18 protein-coding genes are annotated in these 24,891 nt (G+C 72.8%); 5 read left to right on the top strand and 13 right to left on the bottom strand.

Annotated features, from left to right (window positions below; translation table 11 throughout):
* Positions 1 to 69 precede the first annotated feature (69 nt).
* From DSM104329_RS13460 to DSM104329_RS13440, 5 genes are read right to left on the bottom strand one after another with little or no spacing between them, the layout of a single operon-like run.
* The gene (locus DSM104329_RS13460) at positions 70 to 1,005 is read right to left on the bottom strand and encodes a branched-chain amino acid transaminase (RefSeq protein WP_259315958.1); all 936 of its coding nucleotides are present in this window, start codon (positions 1,003 to 1,005) and stop codon (positions 70 to 72) included.
* Positions 1,002 to 2,030: a 3-isopropylmalate dehydrogenase gene (gene leuB, locus DSM104329_RS13455; protein ID WP_259315957.1), complete on the bottom strand. Its 1,029-nt coding sequence runs from the start codon at positions 2,028 to 2,030 to the stop codon at positions 1,002 to 1,004. The genes DSM104329_RS13460 and leuB overlap by 4 nt, the downstream gene beginning before the upstream one ends.
* Positions 2,030 to 2,602 carry a 3-isopropylmalate dehydratase small subunit gene (gene leuD / locus DSM104329_RS13450; protein WP_259315956.1) on the bottom strand — a complete coding sequence of 191 codons (573 nt, stop codon included), beginning with the start codon at positions 2,600 to 2,602 and terminating at the stop codon, positions 2,030 to 2,032. Before leuD ends, leuB begins: the two co-directional genes overlap by 1 nt.
* Before the next feature lie 5 nt (positions 2,603 to 2,607).
* The gene (gene leuC, locus DSM104329_RS13445) at positions 2,608 to 3,966 is read right to left on the bottom strand and encodes a 3-isopropylmalate dehydratase large subunit (protein WP_259315955.1); all 1,359 of its coding nucleotides are present in this window, start codon (positions 3,964 to 3,966) and stop codon (positions 2,608 to 2,610) included.
* Positions 3,967 to 3,973: 7 nt separating this feature from the next.
* Positions 3,974 to 4,555: a helix-turn-helix domain-containing protein gene (locus DSM104329_RS13440; protein ID WP_259315954.1), complete on the bottom strand. Its 582-nt coding sequence runs from the start codon at positions 4,553 to 4,555 to the stop codon at positions 3,974 to 3,976.
* A gap of 117 nt (positions 4,556 to 4,672) precedes the next feature.
* On the opposite strand from DSM104329_RS13440, the gene DSM104329_RS13435 reads away from it, so the two are divergent.
* Positions 4,673 to 5,953 carry an acyltransferase family protein gene (locus tag DSM104329_RS13435; protein ID WP_259315953.1) on the top strand — a complete coding sequence of 427 codons (1,281 nt, stop codon included), beginning with the start codon at positions 4,673 to 4,675 and terminating at the stop codon, positions 5,951 to 5,953.
* 45 nt (positions 5,954 to 5,998) lie between these two features.
* Positions 5,999 to 6,931, top strand: coding sequence for a patatin-like phospholipase family protein (locus DSM104329_RS13430; RefSeq protein ID WP_259315952.1), 933 nt, complete (start codon positions 5,999 to 6,001; stop codon positions 6,929 to 6,931).
* A gap of 89 nt (positions 6,932 to 7,020) precedes the next feature.
* Here the strand turns inward: DSM104329_RS13430 and DSM104329_RS13425 are convergent, their stop codons facing one another.
* A complete protein-coding gene (locus DSM104329_RS13425) occupies positions 7,021 to 8,583 on the bottom strand; it encodes a 2-isopropylmalate synthase (protein ID WP_259315951.1) in 1,563 nt (520 codons plus the stop codon).
* Positions 8,584 to 8,904: 321 nt separating this feature from the next.
* Between DSM104329_RS13425 and DSM104329_RS13420 the strand changes: the two genes are divergently transcribed.
* On the top strand, positions 8,905 to 10,272 hold the full coding sequence (locus DSM104329_RS13420; RefSeq protein WP_259315950.1) for a wax ester/triacylglycerol synthase family O-acyltransferase: 1,368 nt from the start codon (positions 8,905 to 8,907) through the stop codon (positions 10,270 to 10,272).
* Positions 10,273 to 10,601: 329 nt separating this feature from the next.
* On the opposite strand, the gene DSM104329_RS13415 is transcribed toward DSM104329_RS13420, so the two are convergent.
* From DSM104329_RS13415 to DSM104329_RS13405, 3 genes are read right to left on the bottom strand one after another with little or no spacing between them, the layout of a single operon-like run.
* Positions 10,602 to 12,032, bottom strand: coding sequence for a glycosyltransferase (locus tag DSM104329_RS13415; RefSeq protein WP_259315949.1), 1,431 nt, complete (start codon positions 12,030 to 12,032; stop codon positions 10,602 to 10,604).
* Positions 12,032 to 14,647: a bifunctional acetaldehyde-CoA/alcohol dehydrogenase gene (gene adhE, locus DSM104329_RS13410; RefSeq protein WP_259315948.1), complete on the bottom strand. Its 2,616-nt coding sequence runs from the start codon at positions 14,645 to 14,647 to the stop codon at positions 12,032 to 12,034. The genes DSM104329_RS13415 and adhE overlap by 1 nt, the downstream gene beginning before the upstream one ends.
* Positions 14,644 to 17,943, bottom strand: coding sequence for an MMPL family transporter (locus DSM104329_RS13405; RefSeq protein WP_259315947.1), 3,300 nt, complete (start codon positions 17,941 to 17,943; stop codon positions 14,644 to 14,646). The genes adhE and DSM104329_RS13405 overlap by 4 nt, the downstream gene beginning before the upstream one ends.
* 156 nt (positions 17,944 to 18,099) lie before the next feature.
* Here DSM104329_RS13405 and DSM104329_RS13400 point away from each other — a divergent pair, with 156 nt between their 5' ends.
* Positions 18,100 to 19,905 carry an AMP-dependent synthetase/ligase gene (locus DSM104329_RS13400; RefSeq protein WP_259315946.1) on the top strand — a complete coding sequence of 602 codons (1,806 nt, stop codon included), beginning with the start codon at positions 18,100 to 18,102 and terminating at the stop codon, positions 19,903 to 19,905.
* Here the strand turns inward: DSM104329_RS13400 and DSM104329_RS13395 are convergent.
* Positions 19,890 to 20,318, bottom strand: coding sequence for a universal stress protein (locus DSM104329_RS13395; RefSeq protein ID WP_259315945.1), 429 nt, complete (start codon positions 20,316 to 20,318; stop codon positions 19,890 to 19,892). The two genes, DSM104329_RS13400 and DSM104329_RS13395, sit on opposite strands and share 16 nt — an antisense overlap.
* Complete coding sequence (locus DSM104329_RS13390) at positions 20,315 to 21,817, bottom strand: APC family permease (RefSeq protein WP_259315944.1); 1,503 nt, start codon at positions 21,815 to 21,817, stop codon at positions 20,315 to 20,317. The genes DSM104329_RS13395 and DSM104329_RS13390 overlap by 4 nt, the downstream gene beginning before the upstream one ends.
* Positions 21,818 to 21,848: 31 nt before the next feature.
* Here DSM104329_RS13390 and DSM104329_RS13385 point away from each other — a divergent pair, with 31 nt between their 5' ends.
* Complete coding sequence (locus DSM104329_RS13385) at positions 21,849 to 22,700, top strand: ParB N-terminal domain-containing protein (protein ID WP_259315943.1); 852 nt, start codon at positions 21,849 to 21,851, stop codon at positions 22,698 to 22,700.
* 132 nt (positions 22,701 to 22,832) lie between these two features.
* Here DSM104329_RS13385 and DSM104329_RS13380 read toward each other — a convergent pair whose 3' ends face one another.
* Both DSM104329_RS13380 and DSM104329_RS13375 read right to left on the bottom strand, forming a co-directional pair.
* The gene (locus DSM104329_RS13380) at positions 22,833 to 24,038 is read right to left on the bottom strand and encodes an ABC transporter ATP-binding protein (RefSeq protein WP_259315942.1); all 1,206 of its coding nucleotides are present in this window, start codon (positions 24,036 to 24,038) and stop codon (positions 22,833 to 22,835) included.
* 13 nt (positions 24,039 to 24,051) lie between these two features.
* Complete coding sequence (locus DSM104329_RS13375; RefSeq protein WP_259315941.1) at positions 24,052 to 24,888, bottom strand: carbohydrate ABC transporter permease; 837 nt, start codon at positions 24,886 to 24,888, stop codon at positions 24,052 to 24,054.
* Positions 24,889 to 24,891: the final 3 nt, after the last annotated feature.

The following is a 24,891-nucleotide window of genomic DNA, read 5'->3' as shown; positions in this document are numbered from 1 at the left end:
GGCGAAAGCGGTCCTTGGTCGGGTGATCGGCGGGGCGTGGTCAGGCGCCCAGCCGGACCGGCCAGGCGCCTACGAAATTCGCGCCGGGATCTCGACCGGGTCCAGCCACTCGCGGTACTGCTCCGCGCGCCCGAACAGCGCGTCGTCGAACAGCTTCTGCACCGCACACGTGATGTCGCCCGGCCGCCCGTCGCCGACCCGGTGGTCGTCGATCTCGCGGACCGGGACGAGCTCGGCCGCCGTGCCCGTGAGGAACACCTCGTCGGCCAGGTACAGCTCGGCCCGGGCGATCGCCCGCTCCTCGACCGTGAAGCCGAGGTCGCGCGCGATCTGCATGACCGACTTGCGGTTGATGCCGTCCAGGATGCCGCCGCTGTGCGCCGGGGTGTAGATGACGCCGTCGCGCACGACGAAGATGTTCTCACCGGAGCCCTCGCACACGTGGCCGTGGTCGTCGAGGAGGATCGCCTCCTCGTAGCCGGACTTGTGCGACTCGATCTTCGCGAGGATCGAGTTCAGGTACTGGCCCGAGGCCTTGGCGTGCGGGATGAGCGAATCCCCGCTGATGCGCCGCCAGCTGGAGACCTTCGCGCGGATGCCGGCCTGCTTGCCCTCGTCGCCGAGGTAGGCACCCCACTCCCAGACGGCGATGCACACGTCGACCGGCGCCTCGAGCGGGAACAGGCCCATCGTGCCGTAGCCGCGGAAGACCAGCGGGCGGATGTAGCAGGAGCGCAGGCCGTTGCGGGCGATGAGCTCCTTCGTCGCCGTCCGGATCTCCTCGTGGGAGTACGGGATCGGCATGTAGTACAGCTCCGCCGACTTCTCCAGGCGCGCGATGTGATCGTCGTGGCGGAAGATCGCCGGGCCGATCTCGGTCTCGTAGCACCGTACGCCCTCGAAGACCCCGGTCCCGTAGTGCAGCCCGTGCGTGAGGACGTGCACCGTGGCGTCCTCCCACTTCACGAACTCCCCGTTGAACCAGATGAGCTCCGTTGGCTTCACAGCTGCTCCAAGACGGCCCTGGTGGCCTGGTCGGTGGTGGCGTCGCCCCCGAGGTCAGGGGTCCGCAGACCGCCCTCCAGGGCGCGGTCCACCGCCGATTCTACGGCGTCGGCCTCCGCGCTCAACCCCAACCCGTGGCGCAGGAGCAGCGCGCAGGACAGGATCGTGGCCAGCGGGTTCGCGATCCCGCGGCCCGCGATGTCGGGCGCCGAACCATGGACGGGCTCGAACAGGCCGGGCGTGCCCTCCTCCCCGACCGACGCGCTGGGCAGCATCCCGATCGAGCCGGTGATCATCGCCGCCTCGTCGCTGAGGATGTCGCCGAACATGTTGTCGGTGACGATCACGTCGAACGTCGACGGCGCGCTGACGAGCTGCATCGCCGCGTTGTCGACGAGCATGTGGTCGACGACGACGTTCGGGAACTCGCGGGCGTGGACGTCGAGGACGACCTCCCGCCAGAACCGCGAGACCTCGAGCACGTTCATCTTGTCGACGTTGGTGACCTTGCGCCGGGCGGCCCGGAACGCGACGCGGGCGATCCGCTCGACCTCGGGCCGCGTGTAGGCGTTCTCGTCGGACGCGCGGTCCGCGTCGCGCTCCTTGCGCCCGAAGTACATGCCGCCGGTCAGCTCGCGCACGACGAGCAGGTCGGTGCCCTCGATGCGGTCGCGCTTGAGCGGGCTCGCGTCGAGCAGCGCGGTCAGCGGCTTGACCGGGCGCAGGTTGGCGAACAGGCTCAGCGCCTTGCGGATGCCGAGCAGGCCCTGCTCCGGGCGCGGCCGGCCGGCCTCGGTGCTGTCCCACTTCGGGCCGCCGACGGCGCCGAGCAGCACCGCGTCGGCGCCCTGGCAGGCGTCGACGGTCTCGTCGGGCAGCGGGCCGCCGGTCGCGTCGATGGCCGCGCCGCCGATGAGGCGCTTCTCGTAGCTGAACTCCCCGACCGCGTCGAGGACCTGCGTGGCCGCGGCGACGACCTCGACGCCGATGCCGTCGCCGGGCAGCAGGACGATGTGGTGCGCCATCAGGCCTCGCCCGCCAGCGCGAGCGTGTCCGGGCCGGTGCGCTCGCGATCGTGCTCGTAGGCGGCGATCGCGTCGCCCTGCTGCAGGGTCAGGCCGATGTCGTCGAGGCCGTTGACGAGGCGGTGGTGGATCGCATCGTCGATCTCGAACGGGATCTCCTCGCCGTCGAAGCGCACCACGCGGGCGGGCAGGTCGATCTCGCACTCGCCGTGGCCCATGATCGCGGTGACGACGTCCTCGGGCAGGACGATGGGAAGCAGCCCGATCTTCGTGCAGTTCGAGTAGAAGATGTCGGCGAAGCTCGGCGCGATGATCGCCTGGAAGCCGTAGTCCTGCAGGCCCCACGGCGCGTGCTCGCGGCTGGACCCGCAGCCGAAGTTCTCGCCCGTAGCGAGGATCGGGTTCTTCGGCAGGTCCCAGCCCGGCTCCTTGGCCCAGTCGTGGAAGACGAACTCGCCGAAGCCGGTGCGCTCCACCCGCTTGAGGAACTGCTTGGGCATGATCTGGTCGGTGTCGACGTCGTCGCGGTCGAGGACGGAGACCCGGCCGCGGATGGTCGTGACGCTCTCCATGCTGGTCAGCTCCAGTCGCGGATGTCGACGAAGTGGCCTTCGATGGCGGCCGCGGCGGCCATCTCCGGCGAGACGAGGTGCGTGCGCGCCCCGCGGCCCTGGCGGCCCTCGAAGTTGCGGTTCGAGGTCGAGGCGACGCGCTCGCCCGGTGCGGCGACGTCGGGGTTCATGCCGAGGCACATCGAGCAGCCCGCGACGCGCCAGTCGAAGCCGGCGGCGCGGAACACCTCGTCGAGGCCCTCGGCCTCGGCCTGCGCCTTGACCTGCTGGCTGCCCGGGACGACCATCGCGTTGACGTGGGAGGCGACCTTGCGGCCCTCCACGACCTTCGCGGCGGCCCGCAGGTCGCCGATGCGGCTGTTCGTGCACGAGCCGATGAACACGCGGTCGAGCCGGATGTCGGTGATCGGCGTGCCGGCCTCGAGGCCCATGTAGACCAGCGCGCGCTCGTCGCCGTCGTCCTCGGGGTCGGGGACGCTCGCCGTCACCGGCACGACCATGTCGGGCGTGCTGCCCCACGTGACCTGCGGCGACATCGCGGCGGCGTCGACGACGACGACCTTGTCGAACTGCGCCCCGTCGTCGGTGCGCAGGTCGCGCCAGGCCGCCGGGACGTCGTCGAGGCCGGCGTGTTCGCGCACGTACTCGAACGTCGTCTCGTCCGGGGCGATCATGCCGGCGCGGCCGCCCCCCTCGATCGTCATGTTGCAGATCGTCATGCGGCCTTCCATCGAGAGCGCCTCGATGGCCTCGCCGGCGTATTCGACGACGTGGCCGACGGCGCCGTCGACGCCCATCTGGCCGATCGTGCCCAGGATGAGGTCCTTGGCGGTGACGCCGAAGCCCGGCGTGCCGTCGTAGCGGACGAGCATCGACTTCGACTTGCGCTGGACGAGGCACTGGGTGGCGAGGACGTGCTCGACCTCGGAGGTGCCGATGCCGAACGCCAGCGCGCCGAACGCGCCGTGCGTGGCGGTGTGGCTGTCGCCGCAGACGATCGTCATGCCCGGCTGGGTGAGGCCGAGCTCGGGCCCGATGACGTGGACGATGCCCTGCAGCGGCGAGCCGAGGCTGTAGAGCGGGATGCCGAACTCGGCGCAGTTGCGCTCGAGCGTCTCGACCTGGACGCGGCTCAGCTCGTCCTTGATGAGCCTGGCGACGGGCGTGCCGTCGGTCGGCGTGTTGTGGTCGGCCGTGGCGAGCGTGCGATCCGGGCGGCGCACCGGGCGGCCGGCGAGGCGCAGGCCGTCGAAGGCCTGCGCGCTGGTGACCTCGTGGACGAGGTGCAGGTCGATGAACAGCAGGCCCGGAGCGACCTCGTGGGCCTCCCAGAGCTTGTCGAACAGGGTCTTGGGCTGGGGCATCCTGGGTTCAGCTCCTCCGCAGTCCGGCCGACACGACGGCGAGGAAGGTCGCCGGGCCGGGGCCGGGGTTCTCGAAATGATGGGGCAGGTCGGCGTCGAAGGTCACGGTGTCGCCGCCCTGCAGGCGATGGCGGTCGCCGTCGATGACGAGGTCGAGCGCGCCGTCCTGCACGTGGGCGACCTCCCGGCTGCCGGGCTCGTGCATCGGCGGGTCGTCGAGCCCGCCGGTGGCGGCGCCCGCGTCGAGCACGTGCCGGCTGAGCTCGGCCCGCAGGCCGGGGAGCGGCGGCGTGAGCACCTCGTAGGCGTGGCCGCGGCGGGCCGGGCCGTTGCGCACCTCGCCGGCGCGGACGATCGAGACGCTGCCGCCCTCGTCGAGGCGCAGCAGCTGGCTGAGCGTGAGCTCCAGGCCGCCCGCGATGCGCGCCGCGGTCTGCAGGGTCGGGCTCGTCTCGCCGCGCTCGACCTGGCTGAGCATCGGCGCGCTGACGCCGCTGAGCTCCGCAAGGTCGCGCAGGCTGAGGTCCATCGCCTCGCGCAGCGCGCGAACGCGCGGCCCGATGTTCAGGGTGGCTTCGATGGTCGCCATACGCTCGTACGTTATCTCATACAGCGATGGGCGAGCAGAACCGCTGGACGCACATCGGACGCCTGCGGCCGCATTAGGATTGCGCCGGCCGCAGGGCCGCGGCACGGGTTTCGCACGATGTCCTTCCCTTCCACGTTCCAGCACGCCCTCGCCGCCGTGCGCCGGGTGAACCGCCAGCCGGCGGACGGCTCGCGACGGATCGCGCAGCTCGACGGGCTGCGCGCCGTGGCCGTGCTGATGGTGATCGTCTTCCACCTCGAGATCGGGGTCGGCATCGGGGGCATGTTCGGGGTGGACCTGTTCCTGGTCCTGAGCGGCTTCCTCATCACCGGCGTGCTCGTGGGCGAGTACCGGGCGCGCGGGACGGTCTCGGTCAGGCGCTTCTACGAGCGGCGCCTCCTGCGCCTGTATCCGGCGCTCGTCCTGATGATCGTGGTGCTCGTCCCCTTCGGGTCGCTGCTCAACGCCGAGGGCAGCTGGGGCGTGTGGTGGCAGTCCGTCGCGGCGGCGCTGACCTACACGTCGACGATCGTGCTGATCTTCAACACGCACTTCGACATGGGGGCGCTCGGGCAGACCTGGACGCTCGCGGTCGAGGAGCAGTTCTATCTGCTGTGGGCCCCGATCTGCGCGCTCGCGCTCGCCCACGTCGTCCGGCTGCGGCGCATGGCGCTCGTCGTCGCCGCGGTGGCGGTGGCGCTGCTGTCGATCTTCTGGTGGGCGTGGTCGCCGGTCGATCCCATCGGCGGGATCGCGCTGTACTACCGGCCCGACCCGCGGTTCGGGGAGCTGCTGCTCGGCGCCGCGCTGGCGCTCGTTCTGACGTCGGCGGCCGGGAAGCTCACCCGGCGCTGGGACGTGCTGTTGAGCGTGGGCGCGGTCGCCGGGCTCGTGGGCCTGTGGTGGGCGCGGCGCAACTATCCGACGCTGTGGGGGCTCGACGGCAACCCGCTGGCGGCGATCCCGCTCGTGGGCGTCTGCGCGACGCTGATCGTGGCGCGGCTGGCGACGAGCAACGCCTCGATCCTCTCGCGCCTGCTGCGGATCCCACCGCTGCCGTACGTCGGGAAGATCTCCTACGGGCTGTATCTGTGGCACGTCCCGGTGATCGTCCTGATGGCGCGCGCGGGCGCCGGGAAGGGCGTCGCGGTCGTCGTGACGTTCGCCGCCGCGATGCTGAGCTTCCATCTCGTCGAGATGCCGTTCCTGCGGATGAAGGCCCGGCTGCGGTCGACCGGCGTGGCCGGACTCGACGCGGTCGAGCGCGCGCCGGTCGCCGAGGCGGCCGGGGGCGCGGCGGCCGCGGGCGCGGCGGTGGCGGCGCTCGGCGCGGCACCGGTCGCGGAGGGCGTCCTCGGCGCGGCCGCACTCGCGCAGCCGGGCGAGCAGACGGTGTAGCGGCGCCGCGGGGTGCCCGGCGCCCGGGCTCGGTACGGTCGGAGCGTGGCGCCGACGTTCCCGGTCCCGGACGTGCTCGTGCTCGCCGCCGGCGGCGTGGTCGGCGAGGCCTGGATGAGCGGGGTGCTCGCGGGCATCCAGGACGCCGGCGACGTCGACTTCCGGCGGGTCGAGTCCTTCGTCGGGACGTCCGCGGGGGCGATCATCGCGGCCCGGCTGGCCGCGGGCTCGCCGCCGCGGCGGCCCGACGATGGCGAGGCGGACGCGCGTGAGCCCGGGGAGCCCGCGGCCCCGCCGCCGCGGTCGGCGGCCGGCGCGGCGGGCCGGCTCGCGCTGCGGGCGGCCTGGGGCGTCAGCGCGCCGCTCGCCACCGCGGCGCTAGCGGCGGGTGCGCCCGCCGGGGCGCTCGCGCGGTCGCTGGTGCTCGCTCGGATGCCGACGGGCAGCGGCTCGCTCGCGGGCATCAGCCAGGTCGTCGCGCGCCACGGGGCGCGGTTCGACGGGCGCCTGCGCGTCGTCGCCGTCGACCGGGCGACGGGGCGCCGCATCGTCTTCGGCGCGCCCGGGGCGCCGCCGGCGACGGTCGGCGAGGCGGTCGCCGCCTCGTGCTCGGTGCCCTGGGTGTTCGAGCCGATCCGCATCGGCGGGCGCGAGTACGTCGACGGGGGCGTGTGGTCGCTGACGAACCTCGACGTCGCGCCGGCACGCCGCGACACCGAGGTCCTCTGCCTCAGCGTCACCCAGTCGCTCCCGCTCGCGCTGCACTCGCCGATGGGCGCCCTGCGCGCCGCCGGGTCGCTGGCCACGGCGGCCGAGAGCCACGTCCTGCAGCGTCGGGGCGCGCACGTGCGGACCGTGGGCCCGGACGGGGCGAGCGCGGCGGTGATCGGCGGACAGCTCATGGACCGCGGTCGCGCCGGCGGGGCGCTGGCGGCGGGCTACCGGCAGGGGCTGGCGCTCGGAGGCGCCGCCGGCTGACGGCTGGTCGGCGCGCGCCGCGGACTGACGGCGGGGCGGCGCGCGCCGCGGGCTGACAGCGGGGCGGCGCGCGCCGCCCCGCTTGTGGCTCAGGGCCCCGGGGTGAGCTGCGCCGTGCGCGGGTCCACCGCGGACTCCGCCGCGCGGACCTTCGCCGCCGCCACCGACAGCGCCCGGACGTACGCCCGCGCCGCCGCCTCGAGGATGTCGGTCGCCACGCCCTGGCCCGAGGCCGCCTGGCCCTCGAGCTCGAGCACGACGGAGACCTCGCCGAGGGCGTCCTGGCCGCCGGTCACCGCGTCGACGCGGAACTCGCGTAGCCGGGCGTCGACGTTCGTCGCCGCGTTGATCGCGTGGAAGATGGCGTCGACCGGGCCGTCGCCGGTGAAGCTGCCCTCGCGGCTCTCGCCCGTGGGGGTGGTCACGGAGACCGTGGCGTGCGGCGGGCGGCGGCTGGACGCCTCGACCTCGAACCACTCCAGCGCGTAGCCCGCCATCTCCTCGCGCAGCTCGTCGGTGACGAGCGCCTCGAGGTCCATCGCGGTCACCTGCTTCTTCTTGTCGGCGATCTCCTTGAAGCGCTGGAACGCCGTGTTCAGCGCCGCGCCGCTGACCGTGAAGCCCAGCTCCTCCAGCGCGTTGCGCAGCGCGTGGCGCCCCGAGTGCTTGCCCAGCACGAGGTCGTTGCCCTCCAGGCCGACCGTCGTCGCGTCCATGATCTCGAACGTCGTGCGCTCCTTGAGCACGCCGTCCTGGTGGATGCCGGACTCGTGCGCGAACGCGTTGCGCCCGACGATCGCCTTGTTGGGCTGCACGACGTAGCCGGTCAGCCGCGACACCATCCGCGAGGTCCGTGCGATCTCGCGCGTGTTGACGCCCGTCTCCACGCCGGCGACGTCGCCGCGCGTGGCCAGCAGCATCACGATCTCCTCCAGCGACGCGTTGCCCGCCCGCTCGCCGATGCCGTTGATCGCGCACTCGACCTGCCGCGCGCCCGCCTGCACGCCGGCGTAGGAGTTCGCGACCGCGAGCCCCAGGTCGTCGTGGCAGTGCACCGACAGCACGACGTCCTTCAGCGCCGGGACCCGCTCGTAGAGGCCGCGCAGGAACGCGGCGTACTCCTCCGGCGTGGTGTAGCCGACCGTGTCGGGGACGTTGACGACCGTCGCCCCCTCCTCGATGGCGACGGCGATCACCTCGGCGGTGAAGTCGAGGTCGGCGCGGGTCGCGTCCATCGGCGAGAACTCGACGTCCTCCACGAACGACCTCGAGTGCGCGACCGCGGCGCGCGTCTGGGCGATCACGTCCTCGCGCGTGTTCTGCATCTGGTACTTGATGTGGATGTCCGACGTGGAGATGAACGTGTGGATCCGAGGTCGTGCGGCATCGCGTACGGCGCCGAATGCGGCCTCGATGTCCGCCGCTTGAGCGCGGGCGAGCCCGGTGATGATCGGCCCGTCGACCTCGCAGGCGATGGCCTGCACGGCCTCGAAGTCGCCGGGGCTGGCGATCGGGAAGCCCGCCTCGATGACGTCGACGCCCAGCCGGGCCAGCTGGTGGGCGATCTCCAGCTTCTCGGAGGCGTTCAGCGAGATCCCGGGCGACTGCTCGCCGTCTCGCAGGGTGGTATCGAAGATCTGTACGCGGTCCATGGGTGTCTCCTTCGTCTCGGCTCTCGTCTGCTTCTCGGTTGAGTTTGCGCCTTGGCGGGCGCCACGCATCGCTCCCCCTAGCGGGGGAGGAGGAGAAGCAGGGAAAGGGCCGTGAGGGACCGCATTCGGCTGCCAACGGTAGCAGCGATCCGCTACGGAACCAAGACCAACCTCGCCGACGTTGCGCCGCTCGGCCAGGATGTGGTGGGCCTCGGGCACCTCCGGACCGCCGTGGCGGGTGATGACGACCGCGCGCCTCCACGGCCCGGCCTACGGACAACCACCGATGCGGACACGACGACCGGCGCCTACCGTCGCAGCATGTCGACCATGTCCAGCGCGGACGCCGCCTGGCTGCGGATGGACCGGCCCACCAACCCGATGCTCATCAACGCGGTGCTGTGGTTCGAGGCGGCGCTCGACCCCGGCGCGGTCCGCGACCGGCTACAGGAGCGCCTCGTCGACCGCTTCCCGCAGTTCTCCGAGCTGCCGAACACCAGCCCGCCCAGAGGGCCGCGCTGGGAGGCCGACCCGAACTTCGACATCGGCCTGCACGTCCACCACGTCGCCCTGCCCGCGCCCCACGACGAGGGCGCGCTGCGCGAGCTCGTCAGCGACCTCATCGCCGTGCCCCTGGACCACGCCCGGCCGCTGTGGTCCGTGCACGTCATCGACGACTTCCGGGGCGGCAGCGCGATGCTCGTCCGGATGCACCACGCGATCGCCGACGGCATCATGCTCGCCCGCGTCATGCTGACGCTGGTCGACGGACCGCCCGACGCGCTCGGCGTCAAGGCGCCGGCGCACGGCTCGATCGTCCCCCGCCCGGTGAGCGACCTCGTCTCCCTCGGGCGCCGGGCGGCCGGCGCCGCGGTGCACGAGACGTTCGAGACCGTCGCGCACCCGCGCCACCTCGAGCAGATCGCTCGCACCGGCGTCCAGGACGCCGGGATCCTGGCGAAGTTCGCGGCCAACCCGTCCGACCGCAGGAGCGCCCTGCGCGGCGACCTCGGCGTCGGCCAGCGGGTCGGCTGGTCGCCGCCGCTGGCGCTGGACGACGTCCACGATCTGGGCCGGGCGTTCGGGGCGACGATCAACGACGTCCTGCTGTCCGCGGTGACCGGCGTGCTGGGCGACCACCTGCGCGCCCGCGGCGACGTCCTCGACGAGGTCCACGCGATGGTGCCGTTCAACCTGCGCGCGCTGGAGGAGACGATCCCGCGCGAGCTCGGCAACCGCTTCGGGCTCCTGCTGCTCGGCCTCCCGGTCGGGATCGAGTCGCCGGTCGACCGCCTGCTCGAGGTGCGCCGCCGCACCGCGGCGATCAAGGACTCCCACGAGGGGGCGATCGCCTACGGCATCCTCGCCGCGATGGGCGCGACGCCGTCGGCGGTCGAGGCGCGGCTCATCGACTTCTTCACCGCGAAGGCGACGATGGTCATCACGAACGTGCCCGGCCCGCGCGAGCCTCTGGCGCTCGCGGGCGCGCCGCTGGAGGGCGTCCTCGTCTGGGCGCCGAGCTCGGGCAGCCTCGGGATGAGCGTCAGCATCTTCAGCTACCGCGGCCAGGTGACGGTCGGCTTCCTCGTCAACCGCCGGCTGATCGGCGATCCGCAGCCGCTGGCCGACGCGCTGCCCCCGGCGCTCGAGGAGCTCGGCCGGGCGGCGGCGCGCGGCGCTGTGCGCTGACGTCCGGCGAACCACTGGAATCCGGCTCACAGGCGCGCGCTGCGCGACCACGGACGAGTCCGACGGCGGCCACGGCTTCTCGGTCTGCACGGGCGCCGCGATCTTCGCCGGCGGCACCATCGTCACCGCGGCTGCCGCCCAGCTGACGCCGGTGCGCCAGCCGGACGGGTCCGCCGTGGCACCGCCCGAGACGGTCATGGCGATCGTCGGCGGAACCGGCGCGTACGCACGGGCCCAGGGTCAGGTCCGCTCGGCGCCGAACGGGACCGTTCGCACGCGTTGAGCTTCCGCTTCAGGCGGTAGCGACCCGCGGGGCGGGCGCTTCCGCTTCAGGCGGTAGCGACCGGCGGGGCGGGGAGCCGCTCGATGAGGTCGACCCACTGACGCAGGTGGCGCGGCTCGAGGAAGCGATCGCGCACGCGCTCCTGTGCGGCTGACCCGAGCCGGCGCGCCAGCTCGTCGTCGGTGAGCAGCCGGGAGACGGCGTGCCCGAACGCCGCGAGGTCGTGCGGCGCCACGAGCAGCCCCGTGACCTCGTCGACGACCTGGTCCTGGATGCCCCCGACGCCGGCGGCGACGATCGGCCGCCCCTTCCACGCCGCCTCCGCGACCGTGAGGCCGAAGCCCTCGGCGAGCGACTTCTGCACGACGACGGACGCGCGGCGCTGGATCGCGTTGACCATCGCGCCGTTCTCCTCGGCGTCCTTCATCGGCAGCGTGACGAGGTGCACGCGGCCGCGGGCGGGCGCCGCCAGCGCCCGCCATGCGGCCGTGACCTCCTCGAGCACCTCGGCGCCCTCCGGGTCGTCGGCGACGCCGGCGACGTCGGGCCCGACGAGCAGGAGCTGCGCACGGCACTCCTCGCCCACGTGCTGCACGAAGCCCTCGAGCACGCCGACCGGGTCCTTGAGCCGGTCCCAGCGCGAGACCTGCGTCACGTAGCGGTCGTCGGCGCGCAGCTCGCGCTCCTGGATGAGCGTGGCGCGGCGATCGACGCGGGCCGGGGTCCCGTCCTCGCGCAGGAACATGCCGGGCGGACCCTCGCCGTCGGCGACGATGCCCGCCGCGCGCAGGATCGCCAGTGCCGCGGGGTCGTCGAGCTCCTGGTTCTTGGCCGAGAAGACGTCGATCGACGGCGGCACGATCTCGATGCCCACGTGCTCGAGGCCTTCCCAGACGAACCGCTCGCGCGAGAAGACGCACGTGTCGACGCTGTGCGTGTAGGGCCGCAGGAAGTCCCAGGCCGCGCGCACCCGGTCGTCGGGCTCGTCGACGCCGACATGCACGCGCCAGACGATGCCGACGGGGCACTCGCGCAGAACGGGCGCCATGCCGAGCGTCTGCGGGTCGTGCAGCAGCACGACGTCCCCGGGCCGCACCATCTCGGCCAGCTGGCGCGCCGCCGGCGCGGTCACCGCCTCGTAGGCGGCGCGCTGGGCCTCGCCGAGCGGCGGCAGCTCGCCCGACGCCGCGTGCAGCCGGTTGTGCAGCCCCTTGGTCACCGCGAAGAACTCCGGCGTCCCGTTGAGCACGAGCCAGCGCGTGTCGACGCCGGCGCCGCGGGTGTAGGCGAGCAGCGAGCGCAGCATCTCGGCCACCCCTCCGCCGGTCGCCGTCGAGTTCACGCACCACACGGCGCGTCCGGCGAACAGGCGCCGCGCGCGGTCGCGGAGGGCGAGCAGATCGCGGTACCCGGCGTCGTCGAGGACCGCGCGGAAGCGCTCGATCGGCAGCGGCGAGACCGGGACGTTGCGCAGCATCAGCCGGCGACCGCCACGAAGAGCTCACCGAGCTCGGCGATCAGCGGCATGCGCGGGTTCGTGCGCAGGCTCGGGTCGCGGAACGCGTCGCGCACCAGGTCGGGGACCGCCGCCAGGTACGCCTCGCGGTCGATGCCGAGGTCGGCGACCGTGCGGGGCATCCCGACCTCCGCCAGCACCTCGTCGACACGCTCGAGGAGGCGGCCGCGCGCCGTGTCCTCCGTGCGCCCGCCGAGGCCGAGCACCCATGCAGCCTGCGCGTACTTCTGCGGGGCGACGTAGGCGCCGTAGCCGGGCGCGGGCATGAACTTGCGCGGCAGCCCGGCGTTGTAGCGGAGGACGTGGCCGAGGAACAGGCCGTTGGCGCGCCCGTGGGCGATGCCGAAGCGCGCGCCGAGCGCGTGGGCGAGCGCGTGGTTGACCCCGACGAACGCGTTCGAGAACGCCAGCCCCGCGATGGTCGCGGCGTTGGCCATGGCCGTGCGCGCGTCCAGGTCCGCGCCGTCGCGCACGGCGCGCGGGAGCGCCTCGAGGATCAGGTTGCACGCCTGCAGGCAGAACGCGTCGGTGTACGGCGAGGCGAAGATCGAGACCAGCGCCTCGAGCGCGTGGGTGAGCGCGTCGACGCCGGTGTCGGCGGTCATCGCCGCCGGCAGGCTCACGGTGAGCCTGGGCTCGATCACCGCCATGTCGGGCACCAGGGAGTAGTCGACGAGCGTCAGCTTGCGCCCCTCGTGCGTGAGCACCGCGGCGGGCGAGACCTCCGAACCGGTTCCGGCCGTCGTCGGCACCGCGGCGAGCTTGATCCGGTGATCGATCTCCGGGTAGTGGGCGACGCGCTTGCGGGCGTCGAGGAACGGCAGCGTCAGCTCCCGCAGCGTCAGGCCGGGGCTCTCGGCGAACAGGCGCATCGCCTTCGCCGCGTCGAGCACGGACCCACCGCCCACCGCCACGATGAGCTCGGGCAGCGCCTCGCCGTCGCCGAGCGCGCGCACGCCGGCGCGCACCTGGGCTTCGGTCGGCTCGGGCTCGACCCCGGTGAACGCCCGGACGTTGCGCGCCGACAGATGGGAGCGCACCTGCTCGACGACGCCGCGCTCCTCGCTGCCGGCGTCGCTGACGATCAGCACGCGCTCGGCGCGCAGCGTCCGCAGGCTGTCGAGCGCGCCCGCGTTGAAGTACGTGTCCGACGGCACCCGGAACCACTGCGGCGGCGTCTGTCGCCGCGCGACCGCCTTGACGTTGAGCAGGTTGCGGTAGTTGACGTTGTCGGTCGTCGTCGAGCCGCCCCAGGTTCCGCAGCCCAGCGAGAACGTCGGCGTCATGGCCGTGTAGACGCCGCCGAGGGCGCCGACGGCCGTCGGGGCGTTGACGAGGATGCGGCCCGTGCGGATGCGCTCGGCGAAGCGGCCGATGACCTCCTCGTCGGCCGCGTAGACCGCCGAGGTGTGACCGAGGCCGCCGTGCTCAGTGACGAGCTCGCAGACGTCGAGCGCATGCTCGACCGAGGGCGAGCGCACGACGCCGAGCACCGGCATGAGCTTCTCGGCCACGAACGGGTGGCGGCCCAGCTCGTCCAGGCCGGCCGGCAGCGGCGCCACGAGGACCTTCGTGCCGTCGCCGGCGGTGAACCCGGCCAGGCCGGCGAGATCGACGCACGAGCGGCCGAGCGCCTCCATGCGCGCTCGGCCGTCCTCGTCGAAGACGCAGCCGGCCAGGCGCTCGGCCTCGCCCGGGTCGAGGATGCGCGCGCCCATCCGCGCGAGCTCCTCGAGCACCGCCTCGTAGATCGGGTCGTCGACCACGAGCGTCTGCTCGGCCGGGCAGATCACCGACGCGTCGAACGTCTTGGAGATCAGGATGTCGACGACCGCCGTGGCGACGTCGGCGCTGCGATGCAGATAGACCGGCGCGTTGCCCGGGCCCACCCCGATGCACGGCTTGCCCGCCTCGTTGGTCGCCTTGACCGCCTTCGGGCCGCCGGTCGTCCAGATGAGGTCGACGCCGGGGTGGTGGAAGAGGTACTGCGAGGCGTCGAGCGTCGGGTCCGGGACCACCTGGAGCGCGTCGGGTGGCAGCCCAGCGAGGCGGCCGGCCTCCTGCAGCAGGTCGATCGCCCGGCCCGCGCAGCGCGCCGCGCGCGCCGACGGACGGAAGATGATCGCGTTGCGCGTCTTCGCCGCGACGATCGACTTGAACAGCGCCGTCGACGTCGGGTTGGTGATCGGCAGCAGCGCGAGCACCACGCCGATGGGCTCGGCGACGTACTCGATCCCGCGCTCGTCGTCGGTGTCGATGACGCCGACCGAGCGCTTGTCGCGCAGGTAGTCGTAGAGGAACTCCGTGGCGATGTAGTTCTTGAGGACCTTGTCCTCGAGAACGCCGAAGCCGGTCTCCTCCATCGCGAGCTCGGCGAGGTCGATCGCGTGCTCGAGCCCGGCGACCACCATCGCCCAGACGATCCGGTCGACCGCGTCCTGGTCGAGCCGGCGCATCGCGTCCGCCGCCTCGCGGGCCCGCGTGACGAAGCCGTCGAGCCGCTCGTCTCCGCCGTCCGGCACCGCGCCGTCGGGCGCGGCCGCGGCGGTGCCGGCGGTCGTCGTCGGGGCGCTCATGCCCGCGCTCCCGCGATCGGGCGGGTCTCGGGCTCACGCGCCGGCCGGTCCGGCTCGGCGGGTGCCGCCGGTGGCGGCGCCGGTGCCCTGCGCGACGTCGGCCACCAACCCCAGCGCCCGAGCACCTCGAGAGCCGCGGGCAGCAGCACCGGCCGGACGATGAGCCCGTCGAGCACGATCGCGACGGCCACCCCCACGCCGAGCTGCCGGACGACGACGAGCTGGCTGATGGCGAACGGGACGATCGCGGCGACCATGGCGATGGCGGCCCCGGTGCCCGCACCTGCCGTCTCACGTAGCGCCAACCGGATCGAGGCGTCCGGGTCGCCGCTGGCCAGGAGCTTCTCCCGGGTGCGCCACAGGAGGTGCACCTCATAGACCATGGTGATCCCGAAGACCGCCGCCAGGATGGCGATGATCGACATCGGATCGACGTAGCCCGGGCCGCCCAGCAGCGGGTTGCCGCCGCCGAACAGCAGCTGCATCGCGCCGAACGTCGCGGCGCAGGTCAGCAGGTCCAGCGCCACCGCGGCCAGCGGCACCGCGATCGCCCGCAGGAAGGCCATCAGCAGCAGCGACATGATGACGGCGAGGGCGACGGCGACCGGGAGGATCCGGGACGCGGTCGCGGTGGTGAAGTCGCCGAGCTGTCCGGCCGGGCCGCCGACGGCGCCCTCGGTCCGCGTGGCCTTCGTGAACGCGTCGACGCGAGCCTGCAGGTCCTCGCCGAGGTTGCGTGTGGCGTCCGACGACGCGTCCGTCCTGGAGATGACGACGATCTGGCCGGCGCTGCCGCCCCGATCGAGGTTGACCGCGAACGACGCCTGGTTGCGGGCGGCGGGCTGGGCGCCGGAGACGGCGGCCAGGACGAAGTAGCCCGAGTCGAACAGGCCCGGCGACTCCTTCATCAGCCGCTCGAGGTCCTTGGGCGACGGCAGGTCGCCGCGGAACTTCGCGACCTGCTGGGCGCCGCCGGCGAGGCCGCTGGCGAGCCGGCCGGCCGGGCCCGTGCCTGACGAGAGCCCGCCGGCGAGCTGGCCGGCACCGGTCGTCAGCTGGCCGAGGCCGCTCTCGAGGCGCGACGCCCCGTCGCGCAGGGCGGTGACGCCGTCGGTGAGCCGGCCCCCGCCGGTGTTGAGCTTGCCGATGCCGGCGGCGAGCTGGCTGTTGCCCGCCTGCAGCTGGGTGATGCCGTCGGTGAGCTGCGTCGAGCCGGCGTAGAGCTGGGCGAGGCCGGTCGAGAGCTCGCCGACCTGGGTGGCGAACGCGCCCGCCACGCCGGCCGCGCCGGAGATCTTCGGCGCCGCGGTGTTCAGCGACGCCGCGGTGCCCTCCGCCGCCTGGCGCGCGGACTGCACCGCCGCCTGCGCCGACTGCACCGCGGGGTCGTCGGCCGGCAGGCCCTGCAGTTGCGCGGCGGCCTGGTCCAGCTGGCCGATGAGCGCCTGCGAGGTGCCCTGCGCGGCCTTGACCGCCTCGGCGCCGGAGCTCACGTCCGCGGCCATCTGCTTGACGATCGGCAGGCCCTGCTGGACCGGCGTGACCGCCTGGCCGAGGCCGCCCTTGAGCTGCTTGGAGCCGGCGAGGAGCTTGGCGGCGCCGTCGCGCAGCTGCTGCGCCGCGTCGAGCGCCTGCCCGAGCCCGCCGGAGATCTGCGCCGCGCCCGAGCGCGCCTGGCCGAGGCCGTTGCGCAGCTGGCCGGCGCCGGACCGCGCCTGACCGGCGCCGCTCTGCAGCTGACCGGCGCCGTTGGCCGCCGACGACAGGCCCTGTTGCAGCTGCTGCGAGCCCGCCGCGGCGTCATCGAGGCCGCTCTGCAGCTCGCCGAGCTTCTTCTTGCCGCCCTTGAGCAGCTTCGTCGAGCTCTTGAGCTCCTTGGGAAGCACGCCGAGCTCGCGGCTGACCGGGGCGAGGGAGCCCGGGCCGACCACCGAGGCGACACGCTCGTCCTTGACGAGCTGCTTCTGGAACGTCTCGATCTGGGCCAGGAGCTTCTGATCGGTGATCGGCCGGTCCTTCGCGGCGATGACGATGTTGAACGGCGTCGGCCACCCCGGACCCATGACCTGCGCCACCCGCTCGAAGCTCTGGCGCTCCGGCGAGCCCGTGGGCAGGAGCTGGGCGCCCGGCGGGCCGGTCTGCAACGAGAAGATCGGCAGTGCGAGCGCGACGAGCAGCGCCGTGGCCAGCATGCCGGCGGTGCCGGCGTGGCGCACGACCGATCCGCCGCCGCCCGTGGCGAGGCGGTCCCACGCCGCCGAGAGGGGCCGCGGCGCCGGGAACGAGAGCCACAGCGCGCGATGGCCGAGCAGGGTGAGCGCGGCCGGGACGACGACGACCGCGCCGCCGACGGCCAGCAGCGCGCAGAGCATCGCGCCGATGCCCAGCGACGTGAGGATCTCGGTCGGCGCGATCGCCGCCGCGACGACGAGCGACAGCACGACGCCGGTGCCGCCGACGAGGACGGCGCGGCCGGTGCTCGCGACGGTGCCCACCGCCGCGTGCGCCGCGTCGTGATGGGCGACGTCGCGGTCGACCTCCTGGCGCCAGCGCCGGAACACGAGCAGGCCGTATCCGACCGCGAGCGCGAGGCCGGTCATCGTGCCGAGCGCCATCGCGATCGAGTCGACCGGCATGACCTTGCCCAGCAGCGTCATGAGGCCGAGGCCCGACAGCGCGGTCACGCCGCCGAGCAGCGCCAGTCCCGCCGCGGCGACGGGCGCGCGCAGCAGCAGCAGGAGCACGACGAAGAGGATCGGGATCGTCAGCAGCGCACCCGTGCGGGTCGCGTCGATCGCCGCGTCCTTGAAGCCGCGGTCGAGGCTGGGCTGCCCGGTGATCGAGGCGTGCACCGGGCCGCCGATCTGCTTGGCGACGACCCCGTCGATCTGCGCCTGGTAGGTCTTGACCATCTCCTTCTCGGTGTGCGCCACCGAGGCGACGATCATCGCGGCGGTCGGACGCGGGCGCAGCCCGGCGCCGACCTCGCCGCCGTCCCAGGCCGACATGACCCGCGTGTCTCGGCGCAGCGCGAGCTCGCGCACGAGCGCCGGGCCCTGCCTGTCGAGCTGGGCCTTGGGTCCCTCGAGCAGGATCGGCACGAGCACGCTCGGGCCGAACTCCGCCTCGGCCAGGTGCTGTGCGTGTGAGGAGTCGGTCCCCGGAACGACGACGATCGACGGCGACACCGAGCTCGTGATGCCCGAGCTGATCGCGATGAGCCCGCCGGCGAACACGATGCAGATCAGCAGTGCGACGACCGGATGGCGGATGGATGTCTTGGCAAGGCGCAGCACGGCTCTCCTCCTGGGGACGGTGCGGCGGGCGTGCGCACCGTGGGCTGCTCGCAAGCGTCGACCACGCCGATCGGGCGCGCATCCGCCCGGACCACCCAACCGGGCTGCGGGTAGGTGCGGATGGCGCCCCCGCCCCGCCCGTGCGACGATCGAGCCATGTCACGAGGAGAGACCGTCACTCACGAACGGGCGATCGAGCGCTCGCTGCACGCCGGGACGCTCGGCCAGATGTTCCTCGCCGCCGCCGAGCGCGACGGGGTGGCGCTGCGGTTCCCGCGCGACGGGGCGATCCACGAGTGGACGCACCGCCAGCTCGGCCTGCGCGCACGCCGCCTCGCCGCCGGGCTCGTCGGCCTGGGCATCGCCCCCGGCGACCGGGTGGCGCTCTTCAGCGAGACGCGCCCCGAGTGGACGCTCGCCGACGCGGCCATCCTCTGCGCGGGCGCGACCGTCGTGCCGATCTACCACACGAGCGCGCCGGGCGAGGCCGAGCACGTCCTGGCCCACTCCGGTGCCCGCGCGGTGATCGTCGAGAACGCCGCGCAGCTCGCGAAGGTCGAGGAGATCCGCGCGAACTGCCCGGACCTCGAGCACGTCGCGGTCATCGACCCCGTGCCGGGCGCGATGTCGATCGCCGAGCTCGCGGAGCGCGGCGCCGACGCCGACGGCGCGCTCATCGCCGGCATCCAGGCGTCGATCGCGCCCGACGACGTGGCCACGATCGTCTACACGTCGGGGACCACCGGCCCGCCGAAGGGGTGCATGCTCACCCACGCCAACCTGCTGGCGACGATGGACGCCTACGAGCGCCAGCTCGACCTCTCCGGCGACGTCGTCATCTTCCTCTTCCTGCCGCTCGCCCACGCGCTGGCGCGGGTCACCGAGCTGGTCGCGCTCGACGTCGGCGGCACCCTGGCGTTCTGGAGCGGCGACGCCGCGCGCCTCATCGACGACCTCGCCGAGACGCGCCCCACCCACGTCCCGTCGGTGCCACGCGTCTTCGAGAAGGTCCACACGCGGGCGCTGGCCAAGGGCGACGACGGCGGCCGGCTCACCAAGACGCTGTTCGACTGGGCGCTCGCCACGGGACGGACGTACCGCCGGGCGGAGCGCCGCGGGCGCGTGAACCCGCTGCTGCGCGCCCGCCACGCCGCGGCCGACCGGCTCGTGCTCGCGAAGATCCGCGCCCTGTTCGGCGACCGCATCGAGCTCGCGCTCACCGGCGCTGCGCCGATCGCCCGGGAGGTGCTCGAGTTCTTCGACGCCTGCGGCGTGCTCGTCGTCGAGGGCTACGGGATGACCGAGACCTGCGCCGCGGCGACGCTCAACACGCCCGCGGAGTTCCGGTTCGGCACGGTCGGCCGCGCGCTGCCGGGCACCGGCGTGCGCATCGCCGAGGACGGCGAGATCCTCCTGTCGGGCCCCAACGTCTTCGCCGGCTACTACCGCAACCCCGAGGCGACGGCCGAGACCATGGACGGGGAGTGGCTGCGCACCGGCGACCTCGGCGCGCTCGAGGACGGCTACCTGCGCATCACCGGCCGCAAGAAGGACCTGATCATCACGTCGAGCGGCAAGAACGTCTCACCGGCCAACATCGAGGCGGCGCTGCGCGAGTCGCGCTGGATCTCCCAGGCCATCGTCTACGGCGACGACCGCCCCTACCTCGTGGCACTGCTGACGCTCGACATGGAGGAGGCGCCCGCGCTGGCCGAGGCGGCCGGGATCCCCTTCGACGCGGCGGCCATCCACCGCGATCCGAAGGTGCACGAGCTCGTGCAGGCCGACGTCGACGCGGCCAATGCGCGGTTCGCCCGCATCGAGCAGGTCAAGCGCTTCGAGGTCCTCGACCACGACCTCACGCACGAGGCCGGGGAGCTGACGCCGACGCAGAAGCTCAAGCGCAACGTCGTCAACGAGCGCTACCGCGACCGCCTCGAGGCGCTCTACGACCCGTCCTGACCGCCGCTGCGCACGACCAGGACCGGCCGCTCGCTGAGGTGCATCAGGCGGTACGGCGTCGAGCCGACCAGGATGCCCTTGAGCGGTCGCTCGCCGTAGGAGCCGGTGACGATCATCCGCGCGTCGTACTCGTCGGCGATCGCGATCAGCCCGTGCGCCGGACGCTGCTCGACCTCGCGCAACTCGACGTCGAGGCCGTGGAGGACGTCCTGGGACCGGCCCCGCTCGAGCACGCCGCGCCCGTACTGGCGCAGCGCGTCGGCGTAGTCGGCGACCTCGCCGCCGAGCCGGCTGACCTCGTAGGAGAAGACGAGCACGAGACGGTCGCCGAGGTCGCGAGCGAGCGAGGCCGCCTCGCACAGCGCGACGTCCGCGCCCTCCGTCCCGTCGTATCCGACCACGATGGTGCTCACGCGTCGCCTCCGGGGGCCGCCGCGGCCACGGCGGGGTCGACGACCTCGGGCTTGCGGCGGAAGAACTCGACGTGGCCGAACCGCCACCACAGCATGAGGACGACCCCGAGCACGAGGAAGCCGATGCCGATGATCAGCGGCGGGCCGATCCCCAGCCAGGAGTCGCCGGACTCCGAGTTCGCCGGGTCGGCCAGGTCGATGCAGGACTTGACGAAGACCGCGGTGAGGATCGCCGCGCCGAGCAGCGGAGCGACGCCGATCAGCACGAACGACTTCACGCTGCGGGTCAGCTCGCGCCGGTAGTAGATGACGCACGCGTAGCCGGTCAGCCCGTAGTAGAAGGCGATCATCAGGCCCAGCGCGGCTAGCGAGTCGAACAGGATGTTCTCGCTGACGATCGTCAGCAGCACGTACCACGCGATTGACAGCGCCCCCATGAGGATCGTCGAGACGTCGGGCGTGAGGTAGCGCGGGTGGATGTGCCCGAGCCGGCGCGGCATCGCCTTCGCCCGGGCCATCGACAGGGAGGTTCGGGCGGTCGGCAGGATCGTCGTCTGCGTCGATGCCGCGGCCGACGTGAGCACCGCGATGATGAGGATCTTGTCCAGCGGCGTGCCGAACACGTCCTTGCCCAGCGCGCTGAGGACGTCGTCGGCGTTGTCGATGAGCTCCTTGGGACCTGCGTACGCCTGCGCGGCGAACGCGACGAGCACGTAGATCAGCAGCAGCATGACCGTCGCGAGGATCGCCGCCTTGCCCGGTCCCTCGGTCGGGTCCGCGCTCTCCTCGTTGACCGTGACGGTGGAGTCCCACCCCCAGTAGATGAAGATGCCGAGCAGCAGCCCGGAGACCAGGGCGCTGAACGAGTCGATCGCGAACGGGTTCAGCCAGCTGAGGCTGGGATCGACGCTGCCGGGCCCGGCGTCCCCCGACGCGACCTTGACGAGCGCGACGACGACGAACGCGGCGAGCGTGAGGACCTCGGCGCCGAGCAGGCCGACCTGCGTGCGCGCCGACAGCTCGATGCCGATCACGCAGATCGCGGTCATGATCACGATCCAGGCGACGCCGACGGCGGTGACGGCCGCCGTGGAGGCCGCCGCCGAGTCCCAGCCGACGAGCAGGAAGCTGTACAGGCCGGCGATCTGGGCGAGGTTCGCCATCACGATGATGTCGGCGACCACGATGGCCCAGCCGCCCATCCAGCCGAGATACGGCCCCATCGCCCGCGTGACCCACGAGAACGTCGTCCCGCAGTCCGGGTCCGCGCGGTTCATGTAGTAGTAGGCCGCGGCGATCAGCAGCATCGGGACGAACGACACGAGCAGGACCGCGGGAGCCTGCAGGCCGATGCCCGTGACCGCCACGATGAACCCGAGCGTCGCCGCCAGGGAGTAGCCCGGCGCCGTCGAGGCGATGCCGATCACGAGGTTGGACACGAAGCCGAGCGCGCCCGCCTTCAGCGTGTCCGGTGCGGCCGACCCAGATTCGACAGCCATTGACGCGACCTTACGGGGTAGGAAGGCGGTGATGCCACCGCTGCGCACCGGGTTGTCCAACGTGGACGCCGCCGACGATTTCCGTCGTGCACGACGGCAGGCCGCGTATGGACGACTCAGCCGAGTGCTCACCCGCGAGCACGGCGACGTCAACGTGATCCTCCCGTTCGACGAGGTCGTGGCCGCCCTCGGCCGCACCGGCGAGCGCGAGCTCGGCCTGCAGGTCGTCGAGCTCGACACGATCGCCGGGACCGTGGACCGCCGCACCGGCTTCGATCGCAGCTTCCGCCCGACGAGCTCGCGGGTGCGCACCCGCTGGGAGCGCGTGGCGGCGGCCATGCGCCGCGGCGAGCCCCTGCCCCCCGTGTCGCTGTACCGCGTGGGCGAGGTCCACTTCGTGCGCGACGGCCATCACCGCGTGTCCGCCGCGCGCGCGCTCGGCTGGTCCGACATCGATGCGTACGTCACCGAGGTGCTCACCCGCGTGGGCGCCGGCCGCGAGCTGCGGATCTCCGACCTGCCGCTCAAGAGCCACGAGCGCCTGTTCCGCGAGCGCGTGCCCCTCTCGCCCGACCGCGCGGGGCGCATCCGCCTCACCGACGCTCATGAGTACGGCTCGCTGGCGGAGGGCGTGGAGGCGTGGGGCTTCCGCCAGATGCAGGAGCGCGGCGAGCTGCGCGGCCGCGCCGACGTGGCCGAGGCCTGGTTCGACCACGAGTTCGCGCCGGTGATCGAGCTGCTGCGGGAGGCCGACATGCTCGGTCCCGGGACCGAGGCCGACGCGTACCACCGCATCGCGAGCGAGCGCTACGAGCTCACGCGCAGCCACGACTGGAGCGACGAGATCGTCGCCCGGGTGAAGGCCGCCGAGCACAAGCGCTGATCAGCGGCGCGGCGGGCGTCTCACGCGCGCCGCGGGCGCCGCCTCGCGGCGGGGCGTCTCAGGCGGCCGCGGGCGCCGCCTCGCGGTTGGGCGTCTCAGGCGGCCGCGGGCGCCGCCTCGCGGTTGGGCGTCTCAGGCGGCCGCCGGCGCCGCCTCGCGCCGCGTGAGGTTCTCGCCCGACTGCGGGTCGAAGAGGTGCAGTCGGCTCGTGTCCAGCCACAGCCGCGCCCCCTGGCCGCGCGACACGGTGGAGTCCGCGTTCAGCCGGGCCACGACCTGCTGGCCCTCGGAGCCCGGGATGTCCGCCCCGCCGGCGTCGGCTGCGAGCTCGCTGATCTGATCCGATCGCGCGCCCTCGCCCTCGTGGGTGAAGTACGCGTAGATCTCCGAGCCCATCGACTCGACGAGGTCGATGGTCGCGTCGAACTCCAGGCCGCCCTCGTGGCGGCTGCGGTCGACGAGCTCGGCGTCCTCGAAGTCCTCGGGGCGCACGCCGGCGATCACGTCGCGCGACGCGCCGCCGCGCGACTCCACGGCGCGGCGCATCTCGTCGGGCAGCGACACGTCGCCGAGCGGCATGTGGACCGTGTCGCCGTCTAGCGTCGCGCTGAAGAAGTTCATCGCCGGCGAGCCGATGAAGCCCGCGACGAACAGGTTGACCGGGTTGTCGTAGAGCTCCTTCGGCGTGCCCACCTGCTGCAGCTCGCCCAGCCGCATGACGGCCACGCGGTCGCCGAGCGTCATGGCCTCGGTCTGGTCGTGCGTCACGTACACCGTCGTCGTCCCGAGCCGCGATTGGATCCGCGAGACCTCGGTGCGCATCTGCACGCGCAGCTTCGCGTCGAGGTTCGACAGCGGCTCGTCCATGAGGAACGCCTTCGGGTCGCGCACGATCGCCCGCCCCATCGCCACCCGCTGGCGCTGGCCGCCCGAGAGGTTGGCGGGCTTGCGGTCGAGCTGGCTCTCGAGGTCGAGCACCTTCGCGGCGTCGGTGACCTTGCGGTCGATCTCGCCCTTGTCGACCTTCGCCAGCTTCAGTGCGAAGCCCATGTTCTCGCGCACCGTCATGTGCGGGTACAGCGCGTAGTTCTGGAAGACCATCGCGATGTCGCGGTCCTTCGGCGCACGGTCGTTGACGACGTCGCCGTCGATGCGCAGCTCGCCGTCGGAGATGTCCTCCAGCCCAGCGATCATCCGCAGCGCCGTCGACTTCCCGCACCCGGACGGGCCGACGAGGATGATGAACTCGCCGTCGGCGATGTCGAGGTCGAGCTGCTTGACGGCCTCGGTGCCGTCGGGGTACCGCTTGGTCACCTTGTCGAGGATGATCTCGGCCACGGGAAGCCTCCTTTCAGCCCTTCACCGCGCCGGCGGTCAGCCCCGCCACGATGCGGCGCTGGAAGAAGAGGACGAGGATGATGATCGGGATGGTGACGATCACCGCCGCGGCGGCGATCGAGCCGTAGGGCGCTGTGAACTGCGACACGCCGGTGAACTGCGACAGCGCGGCCGGGACGGTCTGCGCAGCCGACGTCGAGGTCAGCGACACCGCGAACACGAAGTCGTTCCAGCAGAAGATGAAGACGAGGATCGCGGTGGTGGCCACGCCGGGCGCGGCGAGCGGCACGATGATCTTGCGGAACGCCTGGAACGGCGTCGCGCCGTCGACCTGGGCCGCCTGCTCCAGCTCCCACGGGATCTCCCGGAAGAACGCCGTGAGCGTGTAGATCGCCAGCGGCAGGGCGAAGGTGAGGTACGGGATGATCAGGCCGGGCCAGGTGTCGTAGAGGCCCAGGTTGCGCCACATGTTGTAGAGCGGGCCGACGATCGAGATCGGCGGGAACATCGCGATCATCAGCGCGGCGCCGAGCATGATCGCCTTGCCCGGGAAGTTCAGGCGCGCGATCGCGTAGGCGGCCATCGAGGCGAGCACGACCGCGATCACGGTGGCGATCGCCGCGATGCCGAACGAGTTGCGCAGCGCGTCGAGGAACGGGCTGTTCCCGTTGAAGATGCTCGAGTAGTTCTCGGTGGACCACTCGTTGGGGATGAAGCTGCCGTCGGTCACCGTCGCCGGCGACTTGAACGACAGCATCACGATCCACAGCACGGGGAACAGGGCGAAGACCAGCACGACGAAGTCGGCGGCGGCCCAGCCCAGGATTCGGTCGGTCGACCAGCGTCGCATCAG

Source organism: Capillimicrobium parvum (assembly GCF_021172045.1).
Classification (GTDB): Bacteria; Actinomycetota; Thermoleophilia; order Solirubrobacterales; family Solirubrobacteraceae; genus Capillimicrobium; species Capillimicrobium parvum.
Note: the sequence above shows the minus strand (reverse complement) of the source record. Positions and strands in the feature narration are given on the sequence as shown.